The organism is Stakelama portus (assembly GCF_003171655.1).
GTDB lineage: Bacteria > Pseudomonadota > Alphaproteobacteria > Sphingomonadales > Sphingomonadaceae > Sphingomonas > Sphingomonas portus.
In genome coordinates this window covers 133548-155952 of record NZ_QFZL01000002.1, presented here as the reverse complement: position 1 = coordinate 155952, position 22405 = coordinate 133548, and the positions used below count along the sequence as shown (strand labels likewise).

General features: G+C 64.1%; 17 protein-coding genes. 10 read left to right on the top strand and 7 right to left on the bottom strand.

Annotation, left to right across the window (positions count from 1 at the left end):
* Positions 1-9 precede the first annotated feature (9 nt).
* A complete protein-coding gene (locus tag DKB74_RS06140) occupies positions 10-2838 on the bottom strand; it encodes a TonB-dependent receptor domain-containing protein (RefSeq protein WP_161956810.1) in 2829 nt (942 codons plus the stop codon).
* A gap of 339 nt (positions 2839-3177) precedes the next feature.
* On the opposite strand from DKB74_RS06140, the gene DKB74_RS06135 reads away from it, so the two are divergent.
* Genes DKB74_RS06135 through DKB74_RS06125 form a run of 3 tightly spaced genes read left to right on the top strand, consistent with a single transcriptional unit; the run spans position 3178 to position 6234 of the window.
* Positions 3178-4548: an MFS transporter gene (locus DKB74_RS06135; protein WP_109807267.1), complete on the top strand. Its 1371-nt coding sequence runs from the start codon at positions 3178-3180 to the stop codon at positions 4546-4548.
* Positions 4529-5419, top strand: coding sequence for an amidohydrolase family protein (locus DKB74_RS06130; protein ID WP_109807266.1), 891 nt, complete (start codon positions 4529-4531; stop codon positions 5417-5419). The genes DKB74_RS06135 and DKB74_RS06130 overlap by 20 nt, the downstream gene beginning before the upstream one ends.
* 8 nt (positions 5420-5427) lie before the next feature.
* Complete coding sequence (locus DKB74_RS06125) at positions 5428-6234, top strand: amidohydrolase family protein (protein WP_145960912.1); 807 nt, start codon at positions 5428-5430, stop codon at positions 6232-6234.
* A gap of 21 nt (positions 6235-6255) precedes the next feature.
* On the opposite strand, the gene DKB74_RS06120 is transcribed toward DKB74_RS06125, so the two are convergent.
* From DKB74_RS06120 to DKB74_RS06110, 3 genes are read right to left on the bottom strand one after another with little or no spacing between them, the layout of a single operon-like run.
* Positions 6256-7674: an aldehyde dehydrogenase family protein gene (locus tag DKB74_RS06120; protein WP_109807264.1), complete on the bottom strand. Its 1419-nt coding sequence runs from the start codon at positions 7672-7674 to the stop codon at positions 6256-6258.
* A gap of 33 nt (positions 7675-7707) precedes the next feature.
* Complete coding sequence (locus DKB74_RS06115; protein ID WP_109807263.1) at positions 7708-8634, bottom strand: DUF6282 family protein; 927 nt, start codon at positions 8632-8634, stop codon at positions 7708-7710.
* Positions 8631-9563, bottom strand: a complete 933-nt coding sequence (locus DKB74_RS06110) for a cupin domain-containing protein (RefSeq protein WP_109807262.1) — start codon at positions 9561-9563, stop codon at positions 8631-8633. Before DKB74_RS06110 ends, DKB74_RS06115 begins: the two co-directional genes overlap by 4 nt.
* A 249-nt stretch (positions 9564-9812) precedes the next feature.
* On the opposite strand from DKB74_RS06110, the gene DKB74_RS06105 reads away from it, so the two are divergent.
* From DKB74_RS06105 to DKB74_RS06095, 3 genes are read left to right on the top strand one after another with little or no spacing between them, the layout of a single operon-like run.
* Positions 9813-11978, top strand: a complete 2166-nt coding sequence (locus tag DKB74_RS06105; RefSeq protein ID WP_205007843.1) for an acetate--CoA ligase family protein — start codon at positions 9813-9815, stop codon at positions 11976-11978.
* A gap of 30 nt (positions 11979-12008) precedes the next feature.
* Positions 12009-12863 carry a p-hydroxycinnamoyl CoA hydratase/lyase gene (locus DKB74_RS06100; RefSeq protein WP_109807663.1) on the top strand — a complete coding sequence of 285 codons (855 nt, stop codon included), beginning with the start codon at positions 12009-12011 and terminating at the stop codon, positions 12861-12863.
* A gap of 4 nt (positions 12864-12867) precedes the next feature.
* Positions 12868-13200 carry a carboxymuconolactone decarboxylase family protein gene (locus tag DKB74_RS06095; protein ID WP_109807261.1) on the top strand — a complete coding sequence of 111 codons (333 nt, stop codon included), beginning with the start codon at positions 12868-12870 and terminating at the stop codon, positions 13198-13200.
* 48 nt (positions 13201-13248) lie between these two features.
* On the opposite strand, the gene DKB74_RS06090 is transcribed toward DKB74_RS06095, so the two are convergent.
* The 3 genes from DKB74_RS06090 to DKB74_RS06080 are packed head-to-tail and all read right to left on the bottom strand — an operon-like array spanning position 13249 to position 17181.
* The gene (locus DKB74_RS06090; RefSeq protein ID WP_109807260.1) at positions 13249-14343 is read right to left on the bottom strand and encodes an acyl-CoA dehydrogenase family protein; all 1095 of its coding nucleotides are present in this window, start codon (positions 14341-14343) and stop codon (positions 13249-13251) included.
* Entirely contained in the window at positions 14340-15545 is a 1206-nt protein-coding gene (locus DKB74_RS06085; protein ID WP_109807259.1) for an acyl-CoA dehydrogenase family protein, read from the bottom strand. The genes DKB74_RS06090 and DKB74_RS06085 overlap by 4 nt, the downstream gene beginning before the upstream one ends.
* Before the next feature lie 10 nt (positions 15546-15555).
* A complete protein-coding gene (locus DKB74_RS06080) occupies positions 15556-17181 on the bottom strand; it encodes a GMC family oxidoreductase (RefSeq protein ID WP_109807258.1) in 1626 nt (541 codons plus the stop codon).
* A gap of 193 nt (positions 17182-17374) precedes the next feature.
* Between DKB74_RS06080 and DKB74_RS06075 the strand changes: the two genes are divergently transcribed.
* The 4 genes from DKB74_RS06075 to DKB74_RS06060 all read left to right on the top strand — a co-directional run bounded on the left by DKB74_RS06075 (position 17375) and on the right by DKB74_RS06060 (position 22360).
* Positions 17375-18883 carry an aldehyde dehydrogenase family protein gene (locus DKB74_RS06075; protein ID WP_109807257.1) on the top strand — a complete coding sequence of 503 codons (1509 nt, stop codon included), beginning with the start codon at positions 17375-17377 and terminating at the stop codon, positions 18881-18883.
* A 205-nt stretch (positions 18884-19088) separates the two neighbouring features.
* Entirely contained in the window at positions 19089-20309 is a 1221-nt protein-coding gene (locus tag DKB74_RS06070; RefSeq protein ID WP_205007842.1) for an FAD-dependent monooxygenase, read from the top strand.
* A 15-nt stretch (positions 20310-20324) separates the two neighbouring features.
* Positions 20325-21512 carry an alpha/beta fold hydrolase gene (locus DKB74_RS06065; RefSeq protein ID WP_109807255.1) on the top strand — a complete coding sequence of 396 codons (1188 nt, stop codon included), beginning with the start codon at positions 20325-20327 and terminating at the stop codon, positions 21510-21512.
* Entirely contained in the window at positions 21512-22360 is an 849-nt protein-coding gene (locus tag DKB74_RS06060; protein WP_109807254.1) for a helix-turn-helix transcriptional regulator, read from the top strand. Before DKB74_RS06065 ends, DKB74_RS06060 begins: the two co-directional genes overlap by 1 nt.
* Positions 22361-22405 lie beyond the last annotated feature (45 nt).

Below are 22405 nucleotides of genomic sequence, written 5' to 3'. Positions count from 1 at the left end.
CGTCACGGATCAGAAGCGCATGCGAACGCCGCCCACATAATAGCGCCCGATCTTGTCGAACATCTGCGAGTTGGCGACCGTCGGCTGGACGATTGCGTTCGGCAGGATCGGTGGGTCCCTGTCGAACAGATTGTCGACCTTGCCATAGATTTCGAGCCAGTCGGTCACGCGATACGAACCCGAAATATCGACATAGGTCTGGCCGCTGACATTGTTTTCATCGGCGGGCAGATCGACATCGTCGATATAATAGGAACGATATTTGCCGCCGCCGATATAGCGGACATAGGCGCCCAGCTTCAGCGGGCCGTCCCGCCAGGTCAGGTCGAAATTCGCCTTCCAGCGCGGCTGACCCGAATAATCGGTGGCAAGGTCGCCGACATAGTCGGTCGAAACCCCCGAAGCGGTGAGCGACAGGTCGTTCACATAGTTGACGAGCAGCCGGGTCCCCAGCGTGCCGCTGCCGATCGGACGGCGATAGGACATTTCGAAATCGATGCCGCTGGTCTTGATCGTCTGTGCGTTGACGATCGTCGCCTGCACGCTCGAAATCAGGTTGGTGGTCGAATCGACTGCGATCAGGCTGCAGAATTGCGAGATATTCTGCACGAAGCAGTTGTTGACGATCGTCTGTGGCGGGACCGAAGTGATCGCGTTGTCGATCTTGATGTTGTAATAATCGATCGACAGGTCGAGCCCGGGAATGAAGCTGGGGCTGATGACCACGCCAACGGCCTTGGTATCGCCCTTTTCCGGATCGAGGTTCGGGTTGCCGCCGGTCAGCTGCAGCACGAAATAGGCCGGTGCCGGCGCAGTGCTGCGCGGGTCGTTCAGCGTGTTGATGACCTGGTTCTGGCCCGAATAGAGCTCGTTGATGTTCGCGGCGCGGATGTCGCGCGAAATCGTGCCGCGGAAGCGGATGTCCTGGATCGGGCTGTAGTTGAGGCCCACCTTCCACGTCGTGACACCGCCCGACGAGCTGTAATCGGCGTAGCGGATGGCGCCGTTGAATTCGAGATTATAGCCGACCGACGAATGATCGAGCAGCGGAATGGCGGTTTCGAGATAGGCTTCCTTCACCGTCAGATCGCCCGAAAAGGGCTGCTGGTTGATCGAACGCCAGCCGCTGGCCATCGAAACGGGATCCGAAACGCTGTCGATTTCCTCGCGACGATATTCGGCGCCGACGGCCACGCTGACATCGCCTGCCCAGGTCGAGAACGGACGTCCGCGCAGGTTCAGGCCCACGACATTCTGAGTCATGTGCGAGTCATAGAAGGACGTGCCGCGATACCAGTCGAGCGCGGCGCCGTTGATCGATCCCGGGCCGAACACGTCGATCGGTGCGCAGCCCGGCATGTTGTTCGCCGGATTGCTGTCGACATTGACGCGGCATGCGGGCCGTCCGGTTGCCGGATCGATGACGGCGTCGACCCCGGCTCGCCACTTCGCCTGATTGCGGTTGTTGACCGATTCCTGATAGAAATGGTTGTCGGAGCGCTGGACGAAGAAATCCCAGTTCCATCCGTCGCCGAACGACCCTTCGAGCCCGGCGGCATAGCGCAGCACTTCGGTCGAGCTGTTATTCTCCGAGAAGCCATCTTCCAGGTTGACGCGGCTCAGACGGAATGAAGAGATGCCGTTCGCCAGCATCGTGTTGCGCACCGATGTGGGCAGATAGGCATTGTCCGAATAGATCGTCAGCGCGCTCGACCCCAGATCATAGTTCGGCGCGAGATCCGATGTGACCTCGACGCGCGAATAGAGCAGGTCGGCCCAGGCGCTGACGCTGTTCGACACGTCATAGGACATGCGGCCATAGCCGGAATAGCGCGTGATATGCGGCAACAGGTTGCCGTCATCCTCTACCGAAGCGCCGTCGCCGCCCAGCATCCAGGTGGAATTCTGGATCGAGCCATAGTTGAAGGGATCGACGCTGCCGTTGGCGCCGAACTGAATTCCGCGCAGCACATCGGCGCCGTTGCCGGGATTGGTGTCGGCATTGACGCCGGTGATCAGGCCGCCGAACGACGCCATCAGACCGGCGTCATAGGCGATATAGTTTTTGGTCTGGCCATTGGTCGGCGTGTAGTTCGGGTTGGCGAACATGATCGGGCGACCGCGTGCCCATTTGCGCGTGGCGGCGCGCGTCTGGCCGGTGTTGCGATAAAAGTCGCCGGCGACTTCGACATGAAGCCGATTGTCCATCAGGCTGGTGCCGGCCGCGGCGGAAATCACCGGGCGGTTATAGTCGCCATAGCGCGAAACGCCGTAGGACGCGTCGAGCTTGAACCCTTCGAAATCCTTGACCAGGCCAAAGTTGATCACGCCGGCAACCGCGTCCGAACCATAGGCCGCCGAAGCGCCGCCGGTCACCACTTCGACGCTGCTGAGCAGCGCCACAGGGAAGACGTTCGAATCGATGCCGCCAAAGGGGCTGGTCGCGGCCATGCGGCGCCCGTCGAGCAGCACCAGCGTGCGCGCCGAACCGAGCGCGCGAAGGTCGAGCTGGTTCTGGCCGACCGGTTCGGAAGAACGGCCGATATTCTGATTGATGCGCAGCTGCGGCACTTCATAATTGAGTTCCGCGACGCTGGCGATCGCGCGATCCTGAACCTGTTCCTGGCCGACGACGGTAAGCGGCGTCGGGGCAGTGAAGCCTTCGCCGAGTCGCGAACCGGTAACGATGATTTCGCTGCCCTGTGGCACGGAAGCGTCCTGGCCGGGCTGGGTGGGGCCGGTCAGCGTCGCTTCGGCAGCGGGCGGATCCTGAGTCGCGTCCTGCGCCCACGCGTTCGGCGCGGCGAAGCTCAGCGAACCGACGGCGATGGCCGCCATGCTGGCGCCCCGCAGCGTCCTGTTCAGGCGCGAATGTGCAATTCCCGTAAGTCCCTCAGTCATGTTTCCTCCCCTCGACGCGGCATCGGCCGTCCATCGTTTCTCCTCACCCGACGGGATCGCGGGTCGATCCGTCACGGGCATTTGTCCGATACTCGGCTGATATCTGTCGTATCATTCCAAATTATCGGACGACGCTTGTCTATAACATATGACCCCTAGCGGGCAAGCGTAAAGTCGGATATCGTTGAACGACATTAGACATAAACAAGACCGATAAGGCGCGTTTTCGGCGGCAGTTCCCCGCGGCTTCGCGACCAGAAAACAAGGAGAGGGTCGATGGTGGCTGGCCGGAGCGAAACCGGAGTCGAGGCGCCGACAGGAATGTCGCCATATCAATTTGCAGTCGTGGCGCTGTGCTGCCTCTGCAATGTCGCGGACGGGTTCGACGTGCTGTCGCTGGCCGTCGCCGCGCCTGTCCTGTCGAAGGAATGGCATGTCGATCCGGCGATCATGGGCATGTTGTTCAGCTCCGTCGCGGTCGGGCTGACGATCGGCGCGTTCGTCGTGGCGCCTTTCGCCGATCGTATCGGGCGTCGACCGGTGATGCTGGGCGCGCTCGGCACGCTGGCGGGCACCTTGCTGCTCACCGGACTCGCCGGCGATATCTGGCACCTGCTGGCGTTGCGTTTCATCACCGGTATCGGGCTCGGCACGCTGGTGGTCTGCCTCAACACCACGGTCGCGGAATATTCGAGCCCCAAGGCGCGCAATATCGCAATGGCGGTGCTGCATATGGGCTTCACCGCGGGCATGATGCTGGGCAGTGCGATTGCGGCGATGGTGGTCGAAACCATCGGCTGGCGCGCCGTCTTCTTCTCGGCCGGCGCCTTCAATGTCGTCACCTTCGTGCTCAGCATCTTCCTGCTGGGCGAATCGCGGGGTTTCCTCGCGCGACGTCAGGGGCCCAAGGACCTTTCGGCGCTCAATCGCCTGCATCGTCGCATGCACCTTGCACCGCTGGCCGAGATGCCGCCGCAGCGCGAACGGGCGGGCGAATTCCGCGTCGCGCTGACCGGGATGCTCGGCAAATCGATGCGGACGCAGACGATCCTCGTCTGGGTGGCATCGCTCACTTATGCGATCGTCGGCTATTTCCTGCTCAACTGGAAACCGACGATTCTGGCCAATGCCGGACTGACGCCTTCGCTGGCGGCGGCCAGCGGCATCATCACCGGTGCATGCGGCGCGATGGGCCATCTGGCGATGGGGCTGTTCGCCCGCCGCGTGGGCGAGGGTCGGCTGACTGCGATCTTCTTTGCACTCGCCGCGGTCACGCTGGTGATCTTCGGCATTCAGCCGCCCGATCCGATCCCGCTGCTGGCCATGGCAGGCATCACGACCTTCTTCGTCGTCGGCGCCTATACCGGTCTCTTCCTGGTTTCGGTGGTGATCTATCCCGACACGATTCAGAATACGGCGCTGGGCTTCATCGTCGGTTTCGGACGCGTCGGGGCAATCTTCGGTCCGATGCTGGGCGGTTTCCTGCTCAGCGCGGGCATGGGCCGGATGGACACCTATTTCGTATTCTCGGCGATCGCGGTGATCCCCGCCGTCGCCATGCATCTCGCCAATCGTTACGCGGTGCGTGCGCGCGCCGCCAAGACCACGGCATCTTCAGGAGAGCTTCATGCCGAACCCGTCCGTTAGACTGTTTGATACCCATGCGCATTTCTTCACCAACGATTATGGGCGTTTTCCGGTCGATCTGACAGGCGCGCGCGAAGGCGAGGATGCGCTTCGCCAACGCATCGAAAGCGATCCGGCGACCGACGAGCGTATCTTCGCGCTGTGGGATGCCAATGGCGTCACCGGCGGGGCGGCGGTTCAGTACAACACCGTGTACAAGACCGATAACCGCTACACCTGCTGGGTCGCCGATGTGCACCATAACCGGGTTTCCGGCGTGCTGATCCTGAACGCCGCCGATCCGGCGACACCGGCCACGCTCAGCGCACTTGCCGAACGGCATAATATCAGCGGCCTGCGGCTGTTCGGCTATCCCGACGATGCCGGCAATTACCCCTGGCTCGATTCGAGCGATGCGCTGCGCACATGGGATGTGGCGGCGATGCACAAGCTGACGATGGTCATCATGTACGCGCCCGGCCGTCCGTCGAGCGCCGCGCTGGGCCGGGTCGTCGCGCTGGCGAAACGCTATCCGCAAACCACGATCGCGCTCGATCATTGCGGCTGGCCGTCGGCGGAGAATGGCATCGACGGGACGATCGGCGAGGAGCATCTGGCGCTGGTCGATATTCCCAACATCCATTTCAAATTCACGCAGATCAATCTCAACCGCTTTGCCGAAACCGGGATCGATGCCGCGCAGTTCGTGCGCAAGATGGTCGACACCTATGGCGCCGGGCGGCTGATGTGGGGATCGGATTATGGCAATACCAAGCTCGCTTATGAAGAGATGGTACGTCAGGCGATCGATGCCACGCGGCTGTTGAGCGACGCGGATCGCGATCGCGTGCTGCACGGAAACGGTAGCGCATTGTTCGTCGACCGGCTGTGACGTCGGCGATGTCGGAAGTTTCAGCGGCGATCGAGCCGCCGGTGATCGACGCCCATGCCCATGTCTTCACCAGCGCGATGCCGCTGGTGCCGACGGCGTGGACAAAGCCCGATTACGACTATGCGGTCGAAAGCTATGTCGCGGATCTGGATGCGCATGGCATTTCGTTCGGCGTGATCACGGCGGCGAGCCTGTACGGTACCTATAACGCCTATACGCTGGGCGTACTCGACCGTTTTCCGCGCCTGCGCGCCACGGTGATGCTCGATATCGACACCGGGCGGAGCGAGATCGCCGATCTGGCCCGACGCGGCGTGCGCGGCGTGCGCTTTCAGATATCGCCGCGCGATCCGCTGCCCGACCTGACCGAATTCCGCTTCCGTCGCTTTCTCAAGCGGCTGGCGGATGCGGGCATGCATATGGAGCTCAACCTTGCCGGGCATCAGCTGGCGGAAATGCTCCCCGCGCTCGACGGCATCGACGTGGTGGTCGATCATTTCGGGCTGTTGCGCAGCGAAGGCGAAATGGAAGGGGTCGGCTTTCGCGCGATGCTCAAGGCGATCGAACAGGGCCGCTGCCATGTCAAAATATCGGCCGGGTTCCGCCTGCCGCCCGATCGCCTGTCGGTCTATGCCGCGCGGCTGTTGCAGGTCGCGGGTCCCGAACATCTGTTCTGGGGCAGCGACGCACCCTTTGTCGGTGCGGAGGACCGTGTGACCTATCGCGACACACTCGACACCCTGTACCGGATCGTGCCCGATGCCGCCGACCGCCGCGCCATGTCCGACGCGGCGTTGCGCTTCTATTTCTTCTGAACGCGGCGCGCCCGGCGCCGCTCAGGCGGCGTCGAGCGCGACGGCGTTGATGACCTGCGCCTGGGTATATTCCTCAAGCCCTTCCTGGCCCATTTCGGTGCCCATGCCCGATTGTTTGAGCCCGCGAAACGGAATGGTCGGGTCGATCGCCATCAGCTGATTGACCCAGATCGTGCCCGACGTAACCCGCTCGGCAACGGCGATGGCGCGATCCAGATTGTTGCTCCACACCGTGCCGCCCAGCCCATATTCGGTGCCGTTCACGCGCTCTAGCAGCGAATCGATATCGCTGTAGCGGAGCACCGGCAGCACCGGTCCGAACTGTTCCTCGCGCACCAGCGGGGCATCGTCGGGAATGTCGCGCACGATGGTGGGCGGAATGAAATAGCCGTCGCGGTCGAGCGGGGCGCCGCCGGCCACGATGGTACCCAGGCTGCGGCTTTCCTCGATCAGCGCGGCGACTTTCTCGAACTGCTGGCGGTTCTGTACCGGCCCGATCTGCGCGCCCTGATTGGCGCCGTCATCGACCACGGCCTCCTTTGCCAGCCGCGCCAGTTCGTCGCAGAAATCGTCATACAGCGCGTCGGGGACGTAGGCGCGCTTGATCGCGACGCAAATCTGCCCGGCGTTGCGCATCGCGCCTTCGAACACCTTGCGCGCGACCTGCACCGGATCGACATCGTCGAGCACGATCGAAGCATCGTTGCCGCCCAGTTCGAGCGTCACGCGCTTCAGGCTGCCCGATGACGATGCAAGCACCTTCTTGCCGGTCGCGGTGGAGCCGGTGAAGGCGATCTTGGCGATGCCGGGATGTTCGGTGATCGCCGGGCCAAGCTCGTTTTCGTCGCACAGCATGTTGATCACGCCGGCGGGGAAGATGTCGCGGCACAGTTCGCCCAGCAACAGCGTCGTCAGCGGAGTCGTCGGCGCGGGCTTGCAGATCATCGTGTTGCCCGCCACCAGCGCCGGGCCGATCTTGTTCGCCAGCAGCATCAGCGGGAAATTCCACGGTGTGATCGCCGCGACAATGCCCAGCGGCGTGCGCTGCTCGACAATGCGATTGCCGTCCTTTTCGCGCAGCACGCGCGATTCAAGCCGCATCGCGGCAAAGGCGCGCATGACATAGGCGCCGCCCAGCACTTCCTTCTTCGCCTGATCGAGCGGCTTGCCCTGTTCGGCAGTGAGCAGCGCGGCGAATTCGTCGACACGCGCGACCAGCGCGTCGGCAAGCGCTTCGACCTTCGCCGCACGTTGCTCGATCGGCGTTGCCGCCCATCCGGGGAAGGCGCGGCTTGCCGCTTCGACTGCCTGCTCCAGCATCGCCGCATCGGCCTTGGGGCATTGCGCGAAGGGGCGGCCGGTGGCCGGATTGACGACATCGAAACCGGAAACACCGGCGCGAAGCTCGCCGTCGATCAACAGGCGGAAGTCATGGCTCATGGAATATCCTTCGAAACAGGCGCGTCCGGTGGGTCAGGCGGGCTGGTGCTGGGTCGCCGGGGCATCGGCAGCGGCTTGCGCTTCGTCCAGCCCCATCAGCCTGGTTGCATTGCCCCCGATCATCGCGCGGATATCATCGTCGCCATATTCCAGATCGATCAGCATCTGGATGACGTACCGCAGCCCTTCGACCGGCGTCGGGTTGCCGACCTGGCCCAGATCCGATCCGATGATCGTGTTGGGAACGCCGCCCGCCTGAATGCACATTTGCAGGCTGTCATGGCTGTAATTCTTGCCCTGAACGCCCGCCCACATGCAGCAGCTATGCTCCAGATAGGCGCCCATTTTGGCCAGCTCGGCCATGTCGGGCGGCGCGCAGCCGATCAGGAAGGTCGGGTGATTGACCAGCAGCCGCGTGATCCCGCGCGCCTTCGCCTCGGTGAACAGCGGCCAGATCTCGCTGATGTGAAGGTGTCCCGCCGAAAGCACCGCATCATATTCGGCGATCAGGTCGAGCACCTGAAACACTTCTTCCTTCAGCTTGCCGCGCTCGTCGATCACCGTCAGCATCGTGGGATCGAGCATCTTGTCCTTGGTCGGCAGAAACTGTTTGCGGTGCGAATGGCGGATATGGTTCGCCGCCGAAAATGTCGGCATCCACACCAGCCGCGCGCCCAGTTTGAAGCCATGTTCGACGGCATAGGGATTGATGCCGCCGGTGGTGTTGTTGCACGGCACGCCGGTGAGCAGCTTGACGGTGCCGGGCATGATCTCGTCGAGCAGCGCAGCCACGGGCGTGACCGAATAATAATGATCCTTGAACAGGATCGCGCGCAGGCCGGCTTCCTCGCCTTCCTTGATCGCTTCGACATGGTTGAGCCGTCGCGGCATGACCGAAGGGCCGCTGTGGCAATGCAGGTCGATCGCGCCCTTGAGCAGTTCGGTGATACGGTCGCTCATGCCACCGGCTCCTCTTCCTTGGTTTCTTGCTGCATCGGATAGTCGTCGGCGTTGAGCACCCAGCCGGGCTTGGCCGAAAAATCCGCGCGCGGCGGACAAAACACGTCGAGCAGCCGGTTCAGCCCTTCGGCCACCCCTTGCGACGTATGCGTTGCGGGCGGCGGGATCACCGCGACCGACGGCGCGGCGATATGTTCATGATCGTCGGGCAGCCATTGGGTGGAATCGCTGATCCACGGCCAGCGCAGATGGTGGATATAATCGCCGTCGAGCGCGACCGAATATTGTTCGAAATCGTCATGATGATGCGGCGACAGATTGTCGGCGGCGCGCGGGCCGGGGCGACCGTCGCCGAAATTCACCATGATCGTCGATCCGCGATAGATGCGGCCGAACCGTCCCTGTTCGGGCGCGACATCGCCGGCATAGACGCGGATCTTGCGACCGCCGACCGGATCGGGCCAGGGCTGGAACGGCGCGACATTGGGATCGGGCTGCGCATAGGCATCGGCATTGACGCATTTGTCGGCCAGATCGGCCGATTGGGTGGTGATCAGCCGCACCAGCCGCCCGCCCTTGCGGACGGTGATCCTGCTCTGTCCGGCGGGGATGAAGGCGACCTTGCGGCCGCTCACCGTTTCGCTCCCCTCGGGGATTTCGATATCGAGCTCGACATCGCCGTCGGGCAGCACCAGCGCATATTCGTCGGGCTGGTCGGTCCGTTCGAACACGGCCCCGGGCTGCACTTCGCTATAGGCGACGATCAGCGTCTGGCCGCGCGCGTACCAGGTCTGCGCCGTATCCGACGCTTCCTGCGGATCGGTGCCGTAAAAGGGAGCATAGCTAGCGTGCTTGAATGCCGTCGGCGTGGGTCCCGCCGCCGATTTTGCCGTGGCGAGCGACGCCCTCAGATCGTTGCGACCATACATAACCATCTCCTGAGTTCGCGTCCCGGGGCCGGGCGTTCCAGCCTCGCTTTTTCCCATGCTCTAGAATGGGGCCTTGCATGGCGTCTAATTCCTTGTCGGCGGGCGCCCGATACCCGATGAGTATCAAAAGCCGCCGTAACGACTCATATCGTAATCCTATCGTAGCCGCGCGCAATTGGCATTGGACGGTATCCACCCGCGCGCCAATAGGGTCCAAAACCGGAGTAATCACCGGACGGGGAGAGGGGTTTGAACGAGCAGACTACGCGTAACCGCGACACTTCCACCAGCCTGGCCGAGCCGATTTCGGGCGGTAACGGCGCCTCGGTTCGCGACGGGCTCGCGCGGCTGTTGCGACCGCGTTCGGTTGCCGTGGCGGGCGCGTCGCCCGATGCGAAGACGATGGGCGGCGCGATTCTGGCGAACCTCGAACGGTTCGGCTTTACCGGCGATCTGCATCTCGTCAGCCCCACCCGCGATGAAATCAACGGTCGCCCCTGTGTGCGCAGCATCGATGATCTGCCCGAAGGAGTGGACGCAGTGGTGCTCAACGTGCCGCGCGCGGCGATCCTGCCCGCGGTCGAGGCATGCGTTCGCCGCGGCGTCGGTGGTGCGATCGTCTTTGCATCGGGCTTTGCCGAAGCGGGCGAAGCCGGGCGCGACGAACAGGCCGAAATCGCACGCGTCTGTCGCGAAGGCGGGCTCGCATTGCTCGGACCCAATTGCATGGGCTTCGTCAACTATGCCGACAGCGTTGCGCTGACCTTCGAACCGGTCCAGCCGCAACCGCTCGGCAAGCGCCGTACCGTTGCCGTTGTCGCCCAGAGCGGCGCGACGGCGTCGGCGATCCGATCGGCGATGTACGGACGCGGCATTTCGGTGTCGCTCGGCGTCGCGACCGGCAATGAAGCGGTGATCCGCGCCGCCGACATGATCGATTATGTGGTTCAGGACGGCAGCGCGAGCGCCATTGCGCTGTATGTCGAACAGATCCGCGAACCGGCGTCCTTCCTTGCCGCCGCGCGCCGCGCGCGCGATGCGGGCGTGCCGATCGTGCTGATGCACCCGGGCCGCAGCAAGCGCGGACAGGAAGCGGCGCAGTCGCACACCGGTTCGATGGTCGGCGATTATGCGCTGATGCGCACGGCGGTGGAAAATGAAGCCGTGGTGGCGGTCGATACGATCGACGAACTGTTCGATGCCGTCGCGATACTCCATCGCTTTCCTGCGCCGCCGCCGGGCGATCTGGGTGTTGTCACCAATTCGGGCGCGATGCGCGGCATGGCACTCGATTTCGCCGAGGATATCGACTTGCCGATCGCGGAGGTTTCGCAGGAAACGCGCGACGCGCTTGCCGGCATGCTGCCCGAGGGGATGGAGATCGACAATCCGCTCGATATCGGCACCACCGGATTTGTGAATGCGGGCATTTTCCGCACGTCGACCGCGGCGATGCTCGCCGATCCGGCAGTGGGCGGCGTGCTGCTGCCGATGGCGGGCGGTGCACCCAATCAGCAGATTGCCAAGGCCGAGGCGATCATCCCCGAAGCGCTTGCTTCGGCCAAGCCGGTCGCCATGGCGATCGCAGGCGATGATTCACCGCTATCGCCCGAATTTCTGGCGATGGTGCGCGAAAGCGAAACGCCGCTGTTCCGCTCGTCCGAACGCGCGATGCGGGCGTTCGCCGCCGCGCGCCGTTATGCCAATGCGTTGCAATGGGTCGAGGATCGCACGCCTGCCGCCACCGGGCTGAAAGGGTGGGACGGCGCGGGCGTCAAACCCGAATATGAAGGCAAGGCATTCCTGCGCAGCATCGGCGTCCGCGTCCCCGAAGGGGGGCTGGCAAAGACGCTGGACGAAGCGCGCGTCATCGCGGCGCGGATCGGGTTCCCGCTGGTGCTGAAGGCACAGGCAGTCGCCTTGTCGCACAAAAGCGATGCGGGCGGGGTGATCCTGAACCTGACCGACGAAGCCGCGCTTTGCGCCGGCTGGGAAAGGCTGATGGCCAATATCGGCGCCGTGACGCTCGACGGCGTGCTCGTCGAACAGATGTCGGCTCCCGGCCTCGAACTGGTGGTCGGCGCGCGCCACCATGCCGAATGGGGCCCTTCGGTGCTCGTCGGACTGGGCGGCGTTCTGATCGAGGCGCTCGACGCCGCCGAACTGTTGCCTGCCGACATTTCGCATGCGCGCGCGGTGGACCGTATCCGCGGTCTGCGGGGGGCAAAGCTGCTCGGCGAATTCCGTGGCCGCCCGGCGCGCGACGTCGATGCGGTCGCCGATGTGGTGGTGAAGGTCGGCGCGGCGATGCGCGCAGGCCTTGGCATCGCCGAAATCGATATCAATCCGCTGATGGTGCACGCAGAGGGTGAGGGCGCGGTCGCGCTCGACGCGCTTGTCGTCACCGAAGCTTGAAAACAGGACTGGATGAGGAAGCACATGACCATGACCACGCAAGCAGCTGAAACCAAACCCATTCCCGGCGGCAACACGGTGCTTGTCGAGTTCGAGGACGGCATCGCCTGGGTCCATCTCAATCGCCCCGACAAGCGCAACGCGATGAGCATCGAGCTGGCGCGCGAAATGAACCAGGTGCTCGACGCGCTCGAACTCGATGATCGCTGCGGCGTCATCGTCCTTACCGGCAAGGGCGAGGCATTTTCGGCCGGCATGGATCTTCAGGGATTTTTCCGTGCGTCCGATGCAGTGAGCGATGTCGAGCGGCACCGCGCCTATCGCGAAACGCGCGCATGGCAATGGCGCACGCTGATGTTCTACGCCAAGCCGACGATCGCGATGGTCAATGGCTGGTGCTTCGGTGGGGCGTTCACGCCGCTCATCTGCTGCGATCTGGCAATTACCGATCAGGACGCCGTGTTCGGCCTGTCCGAAATCAACTGGGGCATCATTCCCGGCGGCGTCGTTTCCAAGGCGATTTCGACGCTGATGGGCGATCGTCAGGCGCTGTATCACGTGATGACCGGCGAAAAATTCGACGGCAAGCGCGCCCAGGAAATGGGCCTGGTCAACGAAGCGGTCCCCGCCGACAAGCTCAAGGAGCGCACTCGCGAACTCGCCAAGGTGCTGCTTGAGAAGAACCCGACGACACTGCGTCAGGCGCGCATGGCCTATAAATATGCGCGCGAGATGGATTGGGAGCTGGCGGCCGAATATCTGACTGCCAAGGGCGACCAGACCACGTTCGTCGACCGTGAAAAGGGTCGCGAAAAGGGAATGACTCAGTTCCTCGACGAAAAGACCTACAAGCCGGGTCTGGGCAACTATAAGCGCGAGGATTGAGCCGATGAAGCGACCCAGCGCTGCCAAGGGGGACGAGCTCAAGGACGTCGTCCCCGCCTTTGTCGAATTGACCGACCGTATCCTCTATGGCGAAGTGTGGGAGCGCGAGGAACTGTCCAAGCGCGACCGTTCGCTGCTCACCGTCGCTGCGCTGATGACCGCGAACCGGCACCAGCAGCTCGAGGCGCATCTGGGGCTCGCGCTCAAGAACGGAGTGACCAAGGAGGAACTGGGCGAGGCGCTGTTGCACCTGGCCTTCTATTCCTCATGGCCCGCTTCGGTAACGGCGTCGCGGATGCTGCTCGACGTGGTAAAGCGGCACGAAGCCGGGGAGTAATCCCCGGCGCGTTTTCGGCACTCGCCCTGAATCGGCGGTGCGGCGGCCTCAGTCCGGCAGGCCGCCCGCCGTCTCGACGATCCCCAGCAAATGGTCGGTGTCGCCGAACATTGTTTCCAGCGTCGTCAGCCGCTGGAAATAACGGCCTGCAGGATATTCGCTGGCCAGTCCCATGCCGCCGTGCAGCTGGATCGCCTCGGTCCCGACGAACCGTGCCGAACGATTGACCAGCGCCTTTGCCGCCGCGACGGCGACTTTGCGCTGCGCGGGCTCGGCATCGAGCATCGCGACGGCATAATAGACCATCGATCGCGCCTGTTCGATCGCCACCAGCATGTCGGCGGCGCGATGCTGCAGCGCCTGAAACGCGCCGATCGGCTGACCGAACTGTTCGCGCGTGTTGATATAGTCGACGGTGATCGCAAGCAGCCGGTCCATCGCGCCGACCATTTCGGCGCAACAGGCCGCGGTCGCGCCATCGACGGCGGCGGCAATCGCTGCGCCGGCGCTGCGATGGTCGGCGATCATCGCTTCGGTGCCGAGAGCGACATCCGCGAACACCACGTCCGACGCGCTGCGCCCATCGGGCGTCCTGCGCGTCGATAGCGTCACGCCGGGGGCATCCACGGGCACTGCGAACAGCGCCACACCGCCGCGCACGCTCGCCGGGCAAAGCAACAGGTCGGCGCCGTCGGCATCCAGCACCGCGCGCTTTTCGCCGCGCAGCGTCCACCCCTCGCCGGTCCGCAACGCGCTGGTCTGGGGCAGCTCCCAGCGATAGCGGCCACGCGGTTCATAGAGGCACAGCGCCGCCCGGCGCGATCCATCGAGCAATCCGGCAAGGGCGCTGGCGGCAAGTTCGCCTTCGCTCTGCGCGAGCACGCGCCCGGCAAGGAGCACCGGCTGGAGATAGGGCTGGCGGGCCAGCGCCGCGCCATAGGCGTCCATCACCAGCATCACTGCCTCATGCCCGCCGTCCAGCCCGCCGACCGCGGCCGGGAAGGGCAGGGCGATCAGCCCCATGTCGCAATAGTCGCGCCATTGCGCGGCGGCATCGTCTTGCCCGGCCTGCGCATGATCCTCGAACAGCCGCGACGCGCTCGCCCGGAGCAGTTCCTGTTCCTCGTCGAGATCGAAGTTCATTTGCGCGCTCCCAGTCCGAGCACCGCCTTGGCGAGGATGTTGCGCTGAATCTCGTTCGAACCGCCGAAGATCGAAAATTTCCGCGAGCTGAAATAGGCCGATAGCGGCGCCGATCGGGCATCGATGCCCTGATGCGGATCGGTTTCGTCGGGCATGCCGAACCCGCCGGTCAGCGCTTCGGGCCCCAATGCGTCGAGCATCAGCTCGGCGGCGGTCTGCAACAATTCGCTTCCCCGTATCTTCAGGATCGATGTCTTGGGATCGGGCGCGTGCGATGCCTTTGCATCGGCGGCCACCACACGCATCTGCGTGATCTCCAATGCTTTGAGTTCTATTTCGGCCTGAGTCAGCCTGCGGCGGAACGCAGCGGAATCGATCGCGCGACCGCATGGGCCGGTAGTGCCGCTTGCCACCACACGGACCTGTTCGAGCCGTCGGCGCGAAAAGCCGACATTGCCCATCGAAGTGCGCTCCTGCCCCAGCAGATATTTGGCATAGTCCCAGCCGCGCCCTTCCTCGCCGATCAGATTGTCGACCGGCACCGCTACATTGTCGAAGAACACTTCGTTGACATGGCGATATCCGTCGATCGTATGGATCAGGCGGATCTCGATGCCGGGCGTGGCAAGATCGATCAGCAGGAAGGAAATGCCCTGTTGCTTGCGCCCGCTGCTATCGGTGCGGACCAGGCAGAATATCCAGTCGGCCTTATGGGCATAGGTGGTCCAGATCTTTTGCCCGTTGACGCGATAGACATCGCCCTCGCGCACTGCCGATGTCTTCAGCGCGGCAAGATCCGACCCTGCGCCCGGCTCGGAAAAGCCCTGACAGAACCAGAGGTCGAGATTGGCGATGGCGGGCAGGAAACGGCGTTTCTGTTCCTCCGATCCGAACGCGGCGATCACCGGCCCGACCAGCGCGACGTTGAACGCCAGCGGGCGCGGCACGGCATTGCGGTCGATCTCTTCGGTCAGGATCGCGCGTTTTACCGCAGACCAGTCGCGCCCGCCCCAGGCGACCGGCCAGTGCGGCACGGCATAGCCGGCGCGATTGAGAATCTGCTGCGCCTCGACCATCCATTCGCGCGGCAGCGGGCGTTCCTCGCGAACCGCCGCGCGAATGGCATCGGGGATGTTGGTGCGCAGATAGTCGCGCACTTCGGCGCGGAACCCGCGCTCCTCGTCAGTGAACTGTAGTTCCATGTCGGGTCGGTCAGCTTTCCGGGGATAGCGGCTGAATGCCGCGGATCAGATCGGCGGCGCGTTCGGCAATCATGATCACCGCCGCATTGATATTGGCGCCGGGCACGCTGGGCATGACCGACGCATCGACGACGCGCAGCCCGGTGATGCCCTTCACCCGCAACTGGCTGTCGACCACCGCGTCGGGTCCTTCGCCCATGCGGCACGTGCCGGCGGGATGCTGGGTAATGCGCAGATTGTGGCGGATGAAATCGTCGAGCGCGGCATCGTCCTGTGCGTTCGCGCCCGGCGCGATTTCGCTTTCCACCATGTCGGCCAGCGGCGGCTGGGCAAAGATGTGCCGCACCGCTTCGATGCCGCCGCGGATGTCGGCGAAATCGCGCGGCGTCGACAGCAGGTTCAGGTTGATGCGCGGCTTGTCGAGCGGATCGGCGGAGCGCAATTGCACCCATCCCCGGCTTTCGGGATGAAGCTGCATCACCATCACCGAAAGCACATGGCTCTGCCGCTTGCCGACCAGCGGATACCATAGCTTCGCGTCAAGCCGTACCGGCAGGAACACGACCTGGATATCGGGCCGTTCGAGTTCCGGCCGGGTGCGCAGCATCAATACGCCGCTGGTGATCTGGCTGGCGAACGGTCCCGATCCGGCCGTGGCCCAGCGCAGCGCCGACAGCGCGGCGCGATCGAACCGCAATGCGCGCAGGAAGCTCTCTTCGCCGCGCGCGGCATAGGTCATATATACCAAAGGATGTTCGGACAGCTTGCGGCCGACGCCGGGCATATCCGCGACTACCGGAATGCCATGTTCGGCCAGATGCGCGGCCGGGCCGATGCCCGACAGCATCAGCAGCTGCGGCGAATTATACGCCCCGCCGCTCAGGATCACTTCGCGGCGTGCGCGGACCCGGTGTTTCTCGCCGTCGCGGACATATTCGATGCCAACTGCGCGCCCGTCCTCGACCAGCACGCGCGTCGCCTGTGCTTCGGATATCAGCGAGAGGTTCGGACGCTTCAGCGCCGGACGCAGATAGGCGCGGGCAGTGCTGGCGCGCCGTCCCTGCCGATCGACCGTCACTTCGCAGGGGGCAAATCCCTCCTGCTGCTCGCCGCTCAGATCGGGGCTTTCGGCATGGCCGGCGGCGATCGCCGACCGGCGGATCGGATCGGTCAGCAGATGCCGGCCCTCGACGGGCGTCACCGACAAGGGGCCGCTGTCGCCATGATAGCGATCGGCACCGCGCCAGCTCGTTTCCATACGGCGGAAATAGGGGAGCACATCGGCATAGCTCCATCCCGCCGCGCCGCGCTGACGCCATTCGTCATAATCGCGCGAATGGCCGCGCATATAGATCATGCCGTTGACCGAAGAGCATCCGCCCAGAACGCGCCCGCGCGGTACGGGCAATGAACGCCCGCCCAGCTTTGCGTCGGCTTCGGATTCATAGCCCCAGTCATAGGCGGGATTGGCGGCGGCCATCATGAAGCCCAGCGGCATGCGGAACAGCCAGCTGGAATCGCTGCCGCCCGCTTCGATCAATGCGACGCTCGCATTGCCGGTCCGTGTGAGGCGATTGGCCAGAACGCATCCGGCGGACCCGGCGCCGACTATAACATAATCGAATTCTTCATCCATATCCGACGCGCCCGACCCCTTGATCGCAGGGGCAATTCCACCCCGATTTTTCCTCTCCCGAGGCGCTTTCGGCGTTGTGGCATGGCAAATAGCATTCGACAAGGTATAATAGCGTTGGTTATGATGCTACGCGCAAACCAGTCGCCGGGCGCGTCCCGAGCGGCATCGAACATGCAGGGATGAGGGGCTGAAAATGACGAGTGCGGCAACGGCGGAGCGGCCGAAAGTGGCATCGCTCGATCGCGCAGAGGCTTTTGCGGCGGGGGAGCATAAGCTGTTCATCGGCGGGCGCTGGGTTGCCCCGCAGGACGGGCGCAGCTTCGCGACCTATAACCCCGCGACGGGCGGGAAGATCGCCGATATCGGCGAAGCCGGGCGCGCCGATGTCGACGCTGCCGTCGCTGCCGCGCGGGCCGCGATGGAAAACCCCGAATGGCGCGACATGAAACCGGCGATGCGCGCGCGGCTGCTCAATCGGCTGGCCGATGCGCTCGAAGCCAATATCGACGAATTCGCTGCGCTCGAAACGCTGAACAACGGCATGCCCGTCGGCGATGCGCGCTATTTCCACATCCCCCATGCGATCGAAGTGCTGCGCTACAATGCCGGATGGGCGACCAAGCTCAATGGCGAGACGATCGCACTGTCGGGGATGGGCGACTGGCACGCCTATACGCTGCGCCAGCCGGTCGGGGTGGTGGCACAGATCGTGCCATGGAATGCACCGCTGGCGATGGCCGCGTCGAAGATCGCTCCGGCATTGGCCACCGGTTGCGCGGTTATCCTGAAACCTGCCGAGGAAACGCCGCTGACGGCATTGCGGCTGGCGCATCTGATCGAAGAGATCGGTTTCCCGGCCGGAGTGTTCAACCTGCTGACCGGCGATGGCGAAACTGCCGGCGCCGGGCTGACCGAACATCCGGGCGTCGACAAGGTGACGTTCACCGGATCGACCGAAGTCGGGCGGCTGATCCTGCGCGCCGCCGGAGGCAATTTCAAACGCGTGACGCTCGAACTGGGCGGCAAGACGCCGGTCATCGTCCTGCCCGATGCCGATCCGACGCGCGCGATCGAAGGCGCCGCCCGCGCGATCTTCACCAATGCGGGTCAGGTCTGCAACGCGGGTTCGCGTCTGTTCGTGCATGAACAATTGTTCGACCAGGTGGTCGAGGGCGTCGCCCGGATCGCCGACAATATGAAGCTGGGTTCGGGCCTCGAATCCGACACCCAGATGGGCCCGCTGATTTCGCAGGCGCAGCGCGATCGCGTGACCGGCTATGTTCGCAGCGGCCTCGACGACGGCGCGACGCAGCGCAGCGGCGCGCGTACGGTCTCCGATGACGGCTATTTCGTCGCGCCGACCGTCCTCACCGGCACCGGCCCCGAAATGGCAGTGCAGCGGGAAGAGATTTTCGGCCCGGTGCTGTGCGCCATGTCGTTCGCCGACTCCGATCTCGATCGGATCGCGGCAGAGGCGAACGCCTCCGATTACGGGCTGGGCGCGGTCGTGTGGACCAATAATCTCTCCGCCGCGCACAAGCTCGCCCGGTCGCTCAAGGCCGGAACGGTGCGCGTCAATGGCGGCGGGCTCGATCCCGCGCTGCCGTTCGGCGGTTTCAAACAATCGGGCTGGGGCCGCGAAAACGGCCGCGAGGGGATCGAGGCCTATACCGAGACCAAGGCGGTGGCGATCGCGCTTTGACGCAGAGCGGGCGCGCGGGACCGGGGGCGATGCACCAGTTTCGACATCGGGCAAGCGGCGGCGGACCGGCGTCTGCGCGCGTTTCGGCGACGCATGTCGTGCGCGCCGCTGCGCCACCCCGCATCGATCGCGTCTCATTTGAACATTTGATATTGACGAACGTCGTTCGTCAGAAATATGCCAGCTGAAACGAAAGGGCTTGGTCTTGAAAAGCAAACCGAGGATCGGCGTCGTCGGAGGCGGCATTGGGGGACTGACAACTGCGATCGCCATGCTGCGTCGTGGGTATGACGTGTCGGTCTATGAGCAGGCGGCCGAGCTGCGCGAAGTGGGGGCGGGGCTGCAGATCAGTCCCAACGGCGTCCGGGTGCTGTGCAGCCTGGGTCTTGAAAAGGAACTGATGGAAGTCAGTTTCGAGCCCGAGGGCAAGGAAATCCGCCTGTGGAATACCGGCGATACCTGGAAGCTGTTCGACCTGGGCGTCGAATCGCGTGCGCGCTACGGTTTCCCCTATGTCACCGTGCATCGCAATGACCTGCACCAGCTGCTGATCCGCGCGGTTGAATCAATCGCGCCCGGCACCATCCACCTCAACCACCGGTTCACCGAGGTCGAGCGCAATGACGACCGCGTGACGCTTGCGTTCGACGGTCAGCCTTCGGCGACGTTCGATGTCGCCGTCGGTGCCGATGGCGTCCATTCGAAGATGCGCGAACAGCTGTTCGGCGCGGGCCCGGCCAAATTCACCGGCATCGTCGCATGGCGCGGCGTCATTCCCATGGAGTTGCTGCCCAGGGAGCTTCAGAAGCCGGTGGGCGTCAACTGGGTCGGCCCGGGCGGGCATGTGATCCATTATCCGATCCGCCGCGGCGAGCTGATGAACTTCACCAGCGTCGTCGAGCGCCGCGACTGGGAGATCGAATCCTGGTCGACCCCCGGCACCAATCAGGAATATCACGACGATTATCCCGGCTGGCACCCCGAAGTGCAGGCCTATATCGAAAAGATCCCCCAGCCGTTCAAATGGGCGCTGATCGCGCGGCCGCCGATGCAGAACTGGGTCAATAATCGCGTCGTTCTACTGGGCGATGCGTGCCATCCGACGCTGCCGTTTCTGGCGCAGGGCGCAGTGATGGCGATCGAGGATGCCTGTATCCTGGGGCGTGCGTTCGAGGAATTCGACACGATCGAGGAAGCGCTCACGCGCTATGAAGCGACGCGGGTTCCGCGGGCAACGCGCGCTGTGAACGGCGCGACGGCGAATACCGAACGGTTCCACAATCCCGCGCTTGCCGATCCGGCCAATGCACAGGCCTATGTCGATCAGGAATGGGCGCCGGAAAAGGTCGTCGATCGCTATGAATGGCTGTTCCGCTACGATCCCACCAGCGTGACGCTGGTCGATCGTGCCGATACGGCGGCTTGAGGGGCCGATTACGATATGCCTTCCAGCGCCAGCCGTACCGAATGGACCCGAACGCCGCTGATCGTGTCGTTCAAGGACAATCCCAAATTCACCGAAACCTATGGGTTTGCGGGCAATTCGGGTCATGTGAATCTGGAGGGGCAGCTGATGCGCAGCCCCGATTCCACGTCGAAGACGGTCTATGTCTTCATGCACCCGACATCGGTGCTGCATCTGTTGCCGATGCCCACCGCGCTCGCCGATGCCGGGCTCGATGTGCTCTGCGCCGCCAGCCGCTATCCGCGCAACGACACGGCGCTGATCTTCGAAAAGGTGGCGATCGATCTGGGCAAATGGATTGCCTATGCCTGCGACACGCTGGGCTATGAAAAAGTCGTGCTTGTCGGCTGGTCGGGCGGCGGCTCGCTGTCGCTTTTCTATCAGGCGCAGGCCGAAAACCCCAGCGTTACGCAAACGCCGGCGGGCGATCCGGTCGATCTGACCAGGGCGGGGCTGCAACCGGCGGACGGTGTGATCTTCATCGCCGCGCATCTTTCGCGCGCCGAGACGCTGACCGAGTGGCTCGACCCGTCGGTCCGCAACGAACTGGATCCCGACGATCGCGATCCGGAGTTCGATATCTATTCGCCCGATTGCCCGCATCAGCCGCCCTATGACGCCGAATTCGTCGCGCGCTTTCGCGAGGCACAGCGCGCTCGCAACCGGCGGATCACCGCCTGGGCGGAAAGCGAACTGGCGCGGCTGCAGGCATTGGACACGCCCGAACAGGAAAAGGCGTTCGTCGTGCACCGTACCATGTGCGACGTGCGCTGGCTCGATCCGGCCGTCGATCCGTCGGAACGCCGGCCGGGCTGGACCTATATGGGCGATCCGCGCGCCGTGAATGTGGGCCCGGTGGGGCTGGCGCGGTTCACGACGCTGCGTTCGTGGCTGAGCCAGTGGAGCTATGACAAGTCGAATGCCAAGGGGCCGATGAATGCCGCGCGCATTCACGACACGCCGGTGCTGCAGATCGAAAACACTGCCGATGAAGCCGTGCCCGCCACGCATAATCCCACGATCCGCGACGCGCTGGCGACGCCGGACAAGGAATATGTCCGGCTGGTCGGCGCGACGCATTATTATCTCGGCCAGCCCGAATTGCTCGCCCAGTGTATCGATGCCGTGATCGACTGGAGCAGGCGCAAGGGCCTGTTGGCATAATGGCCGGCGCGCCAGCCGATCCTTCGGGCCCGGGCGGCGCGGATGCGGCGGCGATCGCCGCGTCGCTGGCGGGGCTGGTTGCCGCGATCGGCAGCGCGGCCTTTCCCCAGCATTTCCTGAAGGCGATGCGGGCGATCGCCGCCGTCGAGCTTTGCTCGGTGTTCCGCCGCGAAGGCGATGCGACGGTGACGCTGCTGTTCGCGGCGGGCGAAGCGGACGATCCGGGTTTTCCGATGCGGGCTTCGCTCGAATATGCGCGTGCCTATTGGCGGTCCGATGCGGAAATCGCGCGGCTTGCCCGTTCGCGCTCGCGAAAGCCGGTATTGGTGCGCAAGCGCGCGGCGGACATCGCCGATCCGGCCTATCGCGCCGCCTGTTACGAACGTGCTGGGGTGCGCGAGCGGTTGTCGATTTTCTGGCCCGGCCATCCGGCCTTTGTCGCCAATGGCTATCGTACCGCCCGGAACGACAGTTTTTCGACTGCCGATATCGAACGGCTCGAATGCTATGCCGGCATCCTGATGGCGGCGGTGGAGCGGCATTGCGGGCGCGACTCGCTGGTTGCATCGCAGCTCAGCGAAGCGGCGGTCGCCCAGGCGTTGATGACGCTGCATTGCGGGCTCAGCACGCGCGAGGCAGAGATTTCGGCGGCGATGATCCTGGGCGAAACCCAGGATGAAATCGCGCATCGCAAGCATCTGTCGCATGGCAGCGTCGTGACCTATCGGCGGCGCGCTTATGGCAAGCTGGGCGTCGGCAATCGCCGCGACCTGATGCGGCTCCATCGCCGCATCATCGCCGGCGAAGTGGCGGCTTCGACAGGGTTCGTTGACTCGCCCGATGCCTGACCTAAGATATCATACAGGCTGATAAACGAACGCGAAATAACGGGT

Bases quoted from the DNA above. Each gene is read 5' to 3' on its own strand.
- DKB74_RS06140 (WP_161956810.1), bottom strand. From the start codon at position 2,838: ATGGCGGCCATCGCCGTCGGTTCGCTGAGCTTCGCCGCGCCGAACGCG.
- DKB74_RS06135 (WP_109807267.1), top strand. From the start codon at position 3,178: ATGGTGGCTGGCCGGAGCGAAACCGGAGTCGAGGCGCCGACAGGAATG.
- DKB74_RS06130 (WP_109807266.1), top strand. From the start codon at position 4,529: ATGCCGAACCCGTCCGTTAGACTGTTTGATACCCATGCGCATTTCTTC.
- DKB74_RS06125 (WP_145960912.1), top strand. From the start codon at position 5,428: ATGTCGGAAGTTTCAGCGGCGATCGAGCCGCCGGTGATCGACGCCCAT.
- DKB74_RS06120 (WP_109807264.1), bottom strand. From the start codon at position 7,674: ATGAGCCATGACTTCCGCCTGTTGATCGACGGCGAGCTTCGCGCCGGT.
- DKB74_RS06115 (WP_109807263.1), bottom strand. From the start codon at position 8,634: ATGAGCGACCGTATCACCGAACTGCTCAAGGGCGCGATCGACCTGCAT.
- DKB74_RS06110 (WP_109807262.1), bottom strand. From the start codon at position 9,563: ATGTATGGTCGCAACGATCTGAGGGCGTCGCTCGCCACGGCAAAATCG.
- DKB74_RS06100 (WP_109807663.1), top strand. From the start codon at position 12,009: ATGACCACGCAAGCAGCTGAAACCAAACCCATTCCCGGCGGCAACACG.
- DKB74_RS06095 (WP_109807261.1), top strand. From the start codon at position 12,868: ATGAAGCGACCCAGCGCTGCCAAGGGGGACGAGCTCAAGGACGTCGTC.
- DKB74_RS06090 (WP_109807260.1), bottom strand. From the start codon at position 14,343: ATGAACTTCGATCTCGACGAGGAACAGGAACTGCTCCGGGCGAGCGCG.
- DKB74_RS06085 (WP_109807259.1), bottom strand. From the start codon at position 15,545: ATGGAACTACAGTTCACTGACGAGGAGCGCGGGTTCCGCGCCGAAGTG.
- DKB74_RS06080 (WP_109807258.1), bottom strand. From the start codon at position 17,181: ATGGATGAAGAATTCGATTATGTTATAGTCGGCGCCGGGTCCGCCGGA.
- DKB74_RS06075 (WP_109807257.1), top strand. From the start codon at position 17,375: ATGACGAGTGCGGCAACGGCGGAGCGGCCGAAAGTGGCATCGCTCGAT.
- DKB74_RS06065 (WP_109807255.1), top strand. From the start codon at position 20,325: ATGCCTTCCAGCGCCAGCCGTACCGAATGGACCCGAACGCCGCTGATC.
- DKB74_RS06060 (WP_109807254.1), top strand. From the start codon at position 21,512: ATGGCCGGCGCGCCAGCCGATCCTTCGGGCCCGGGCGGCGCGGATGCG.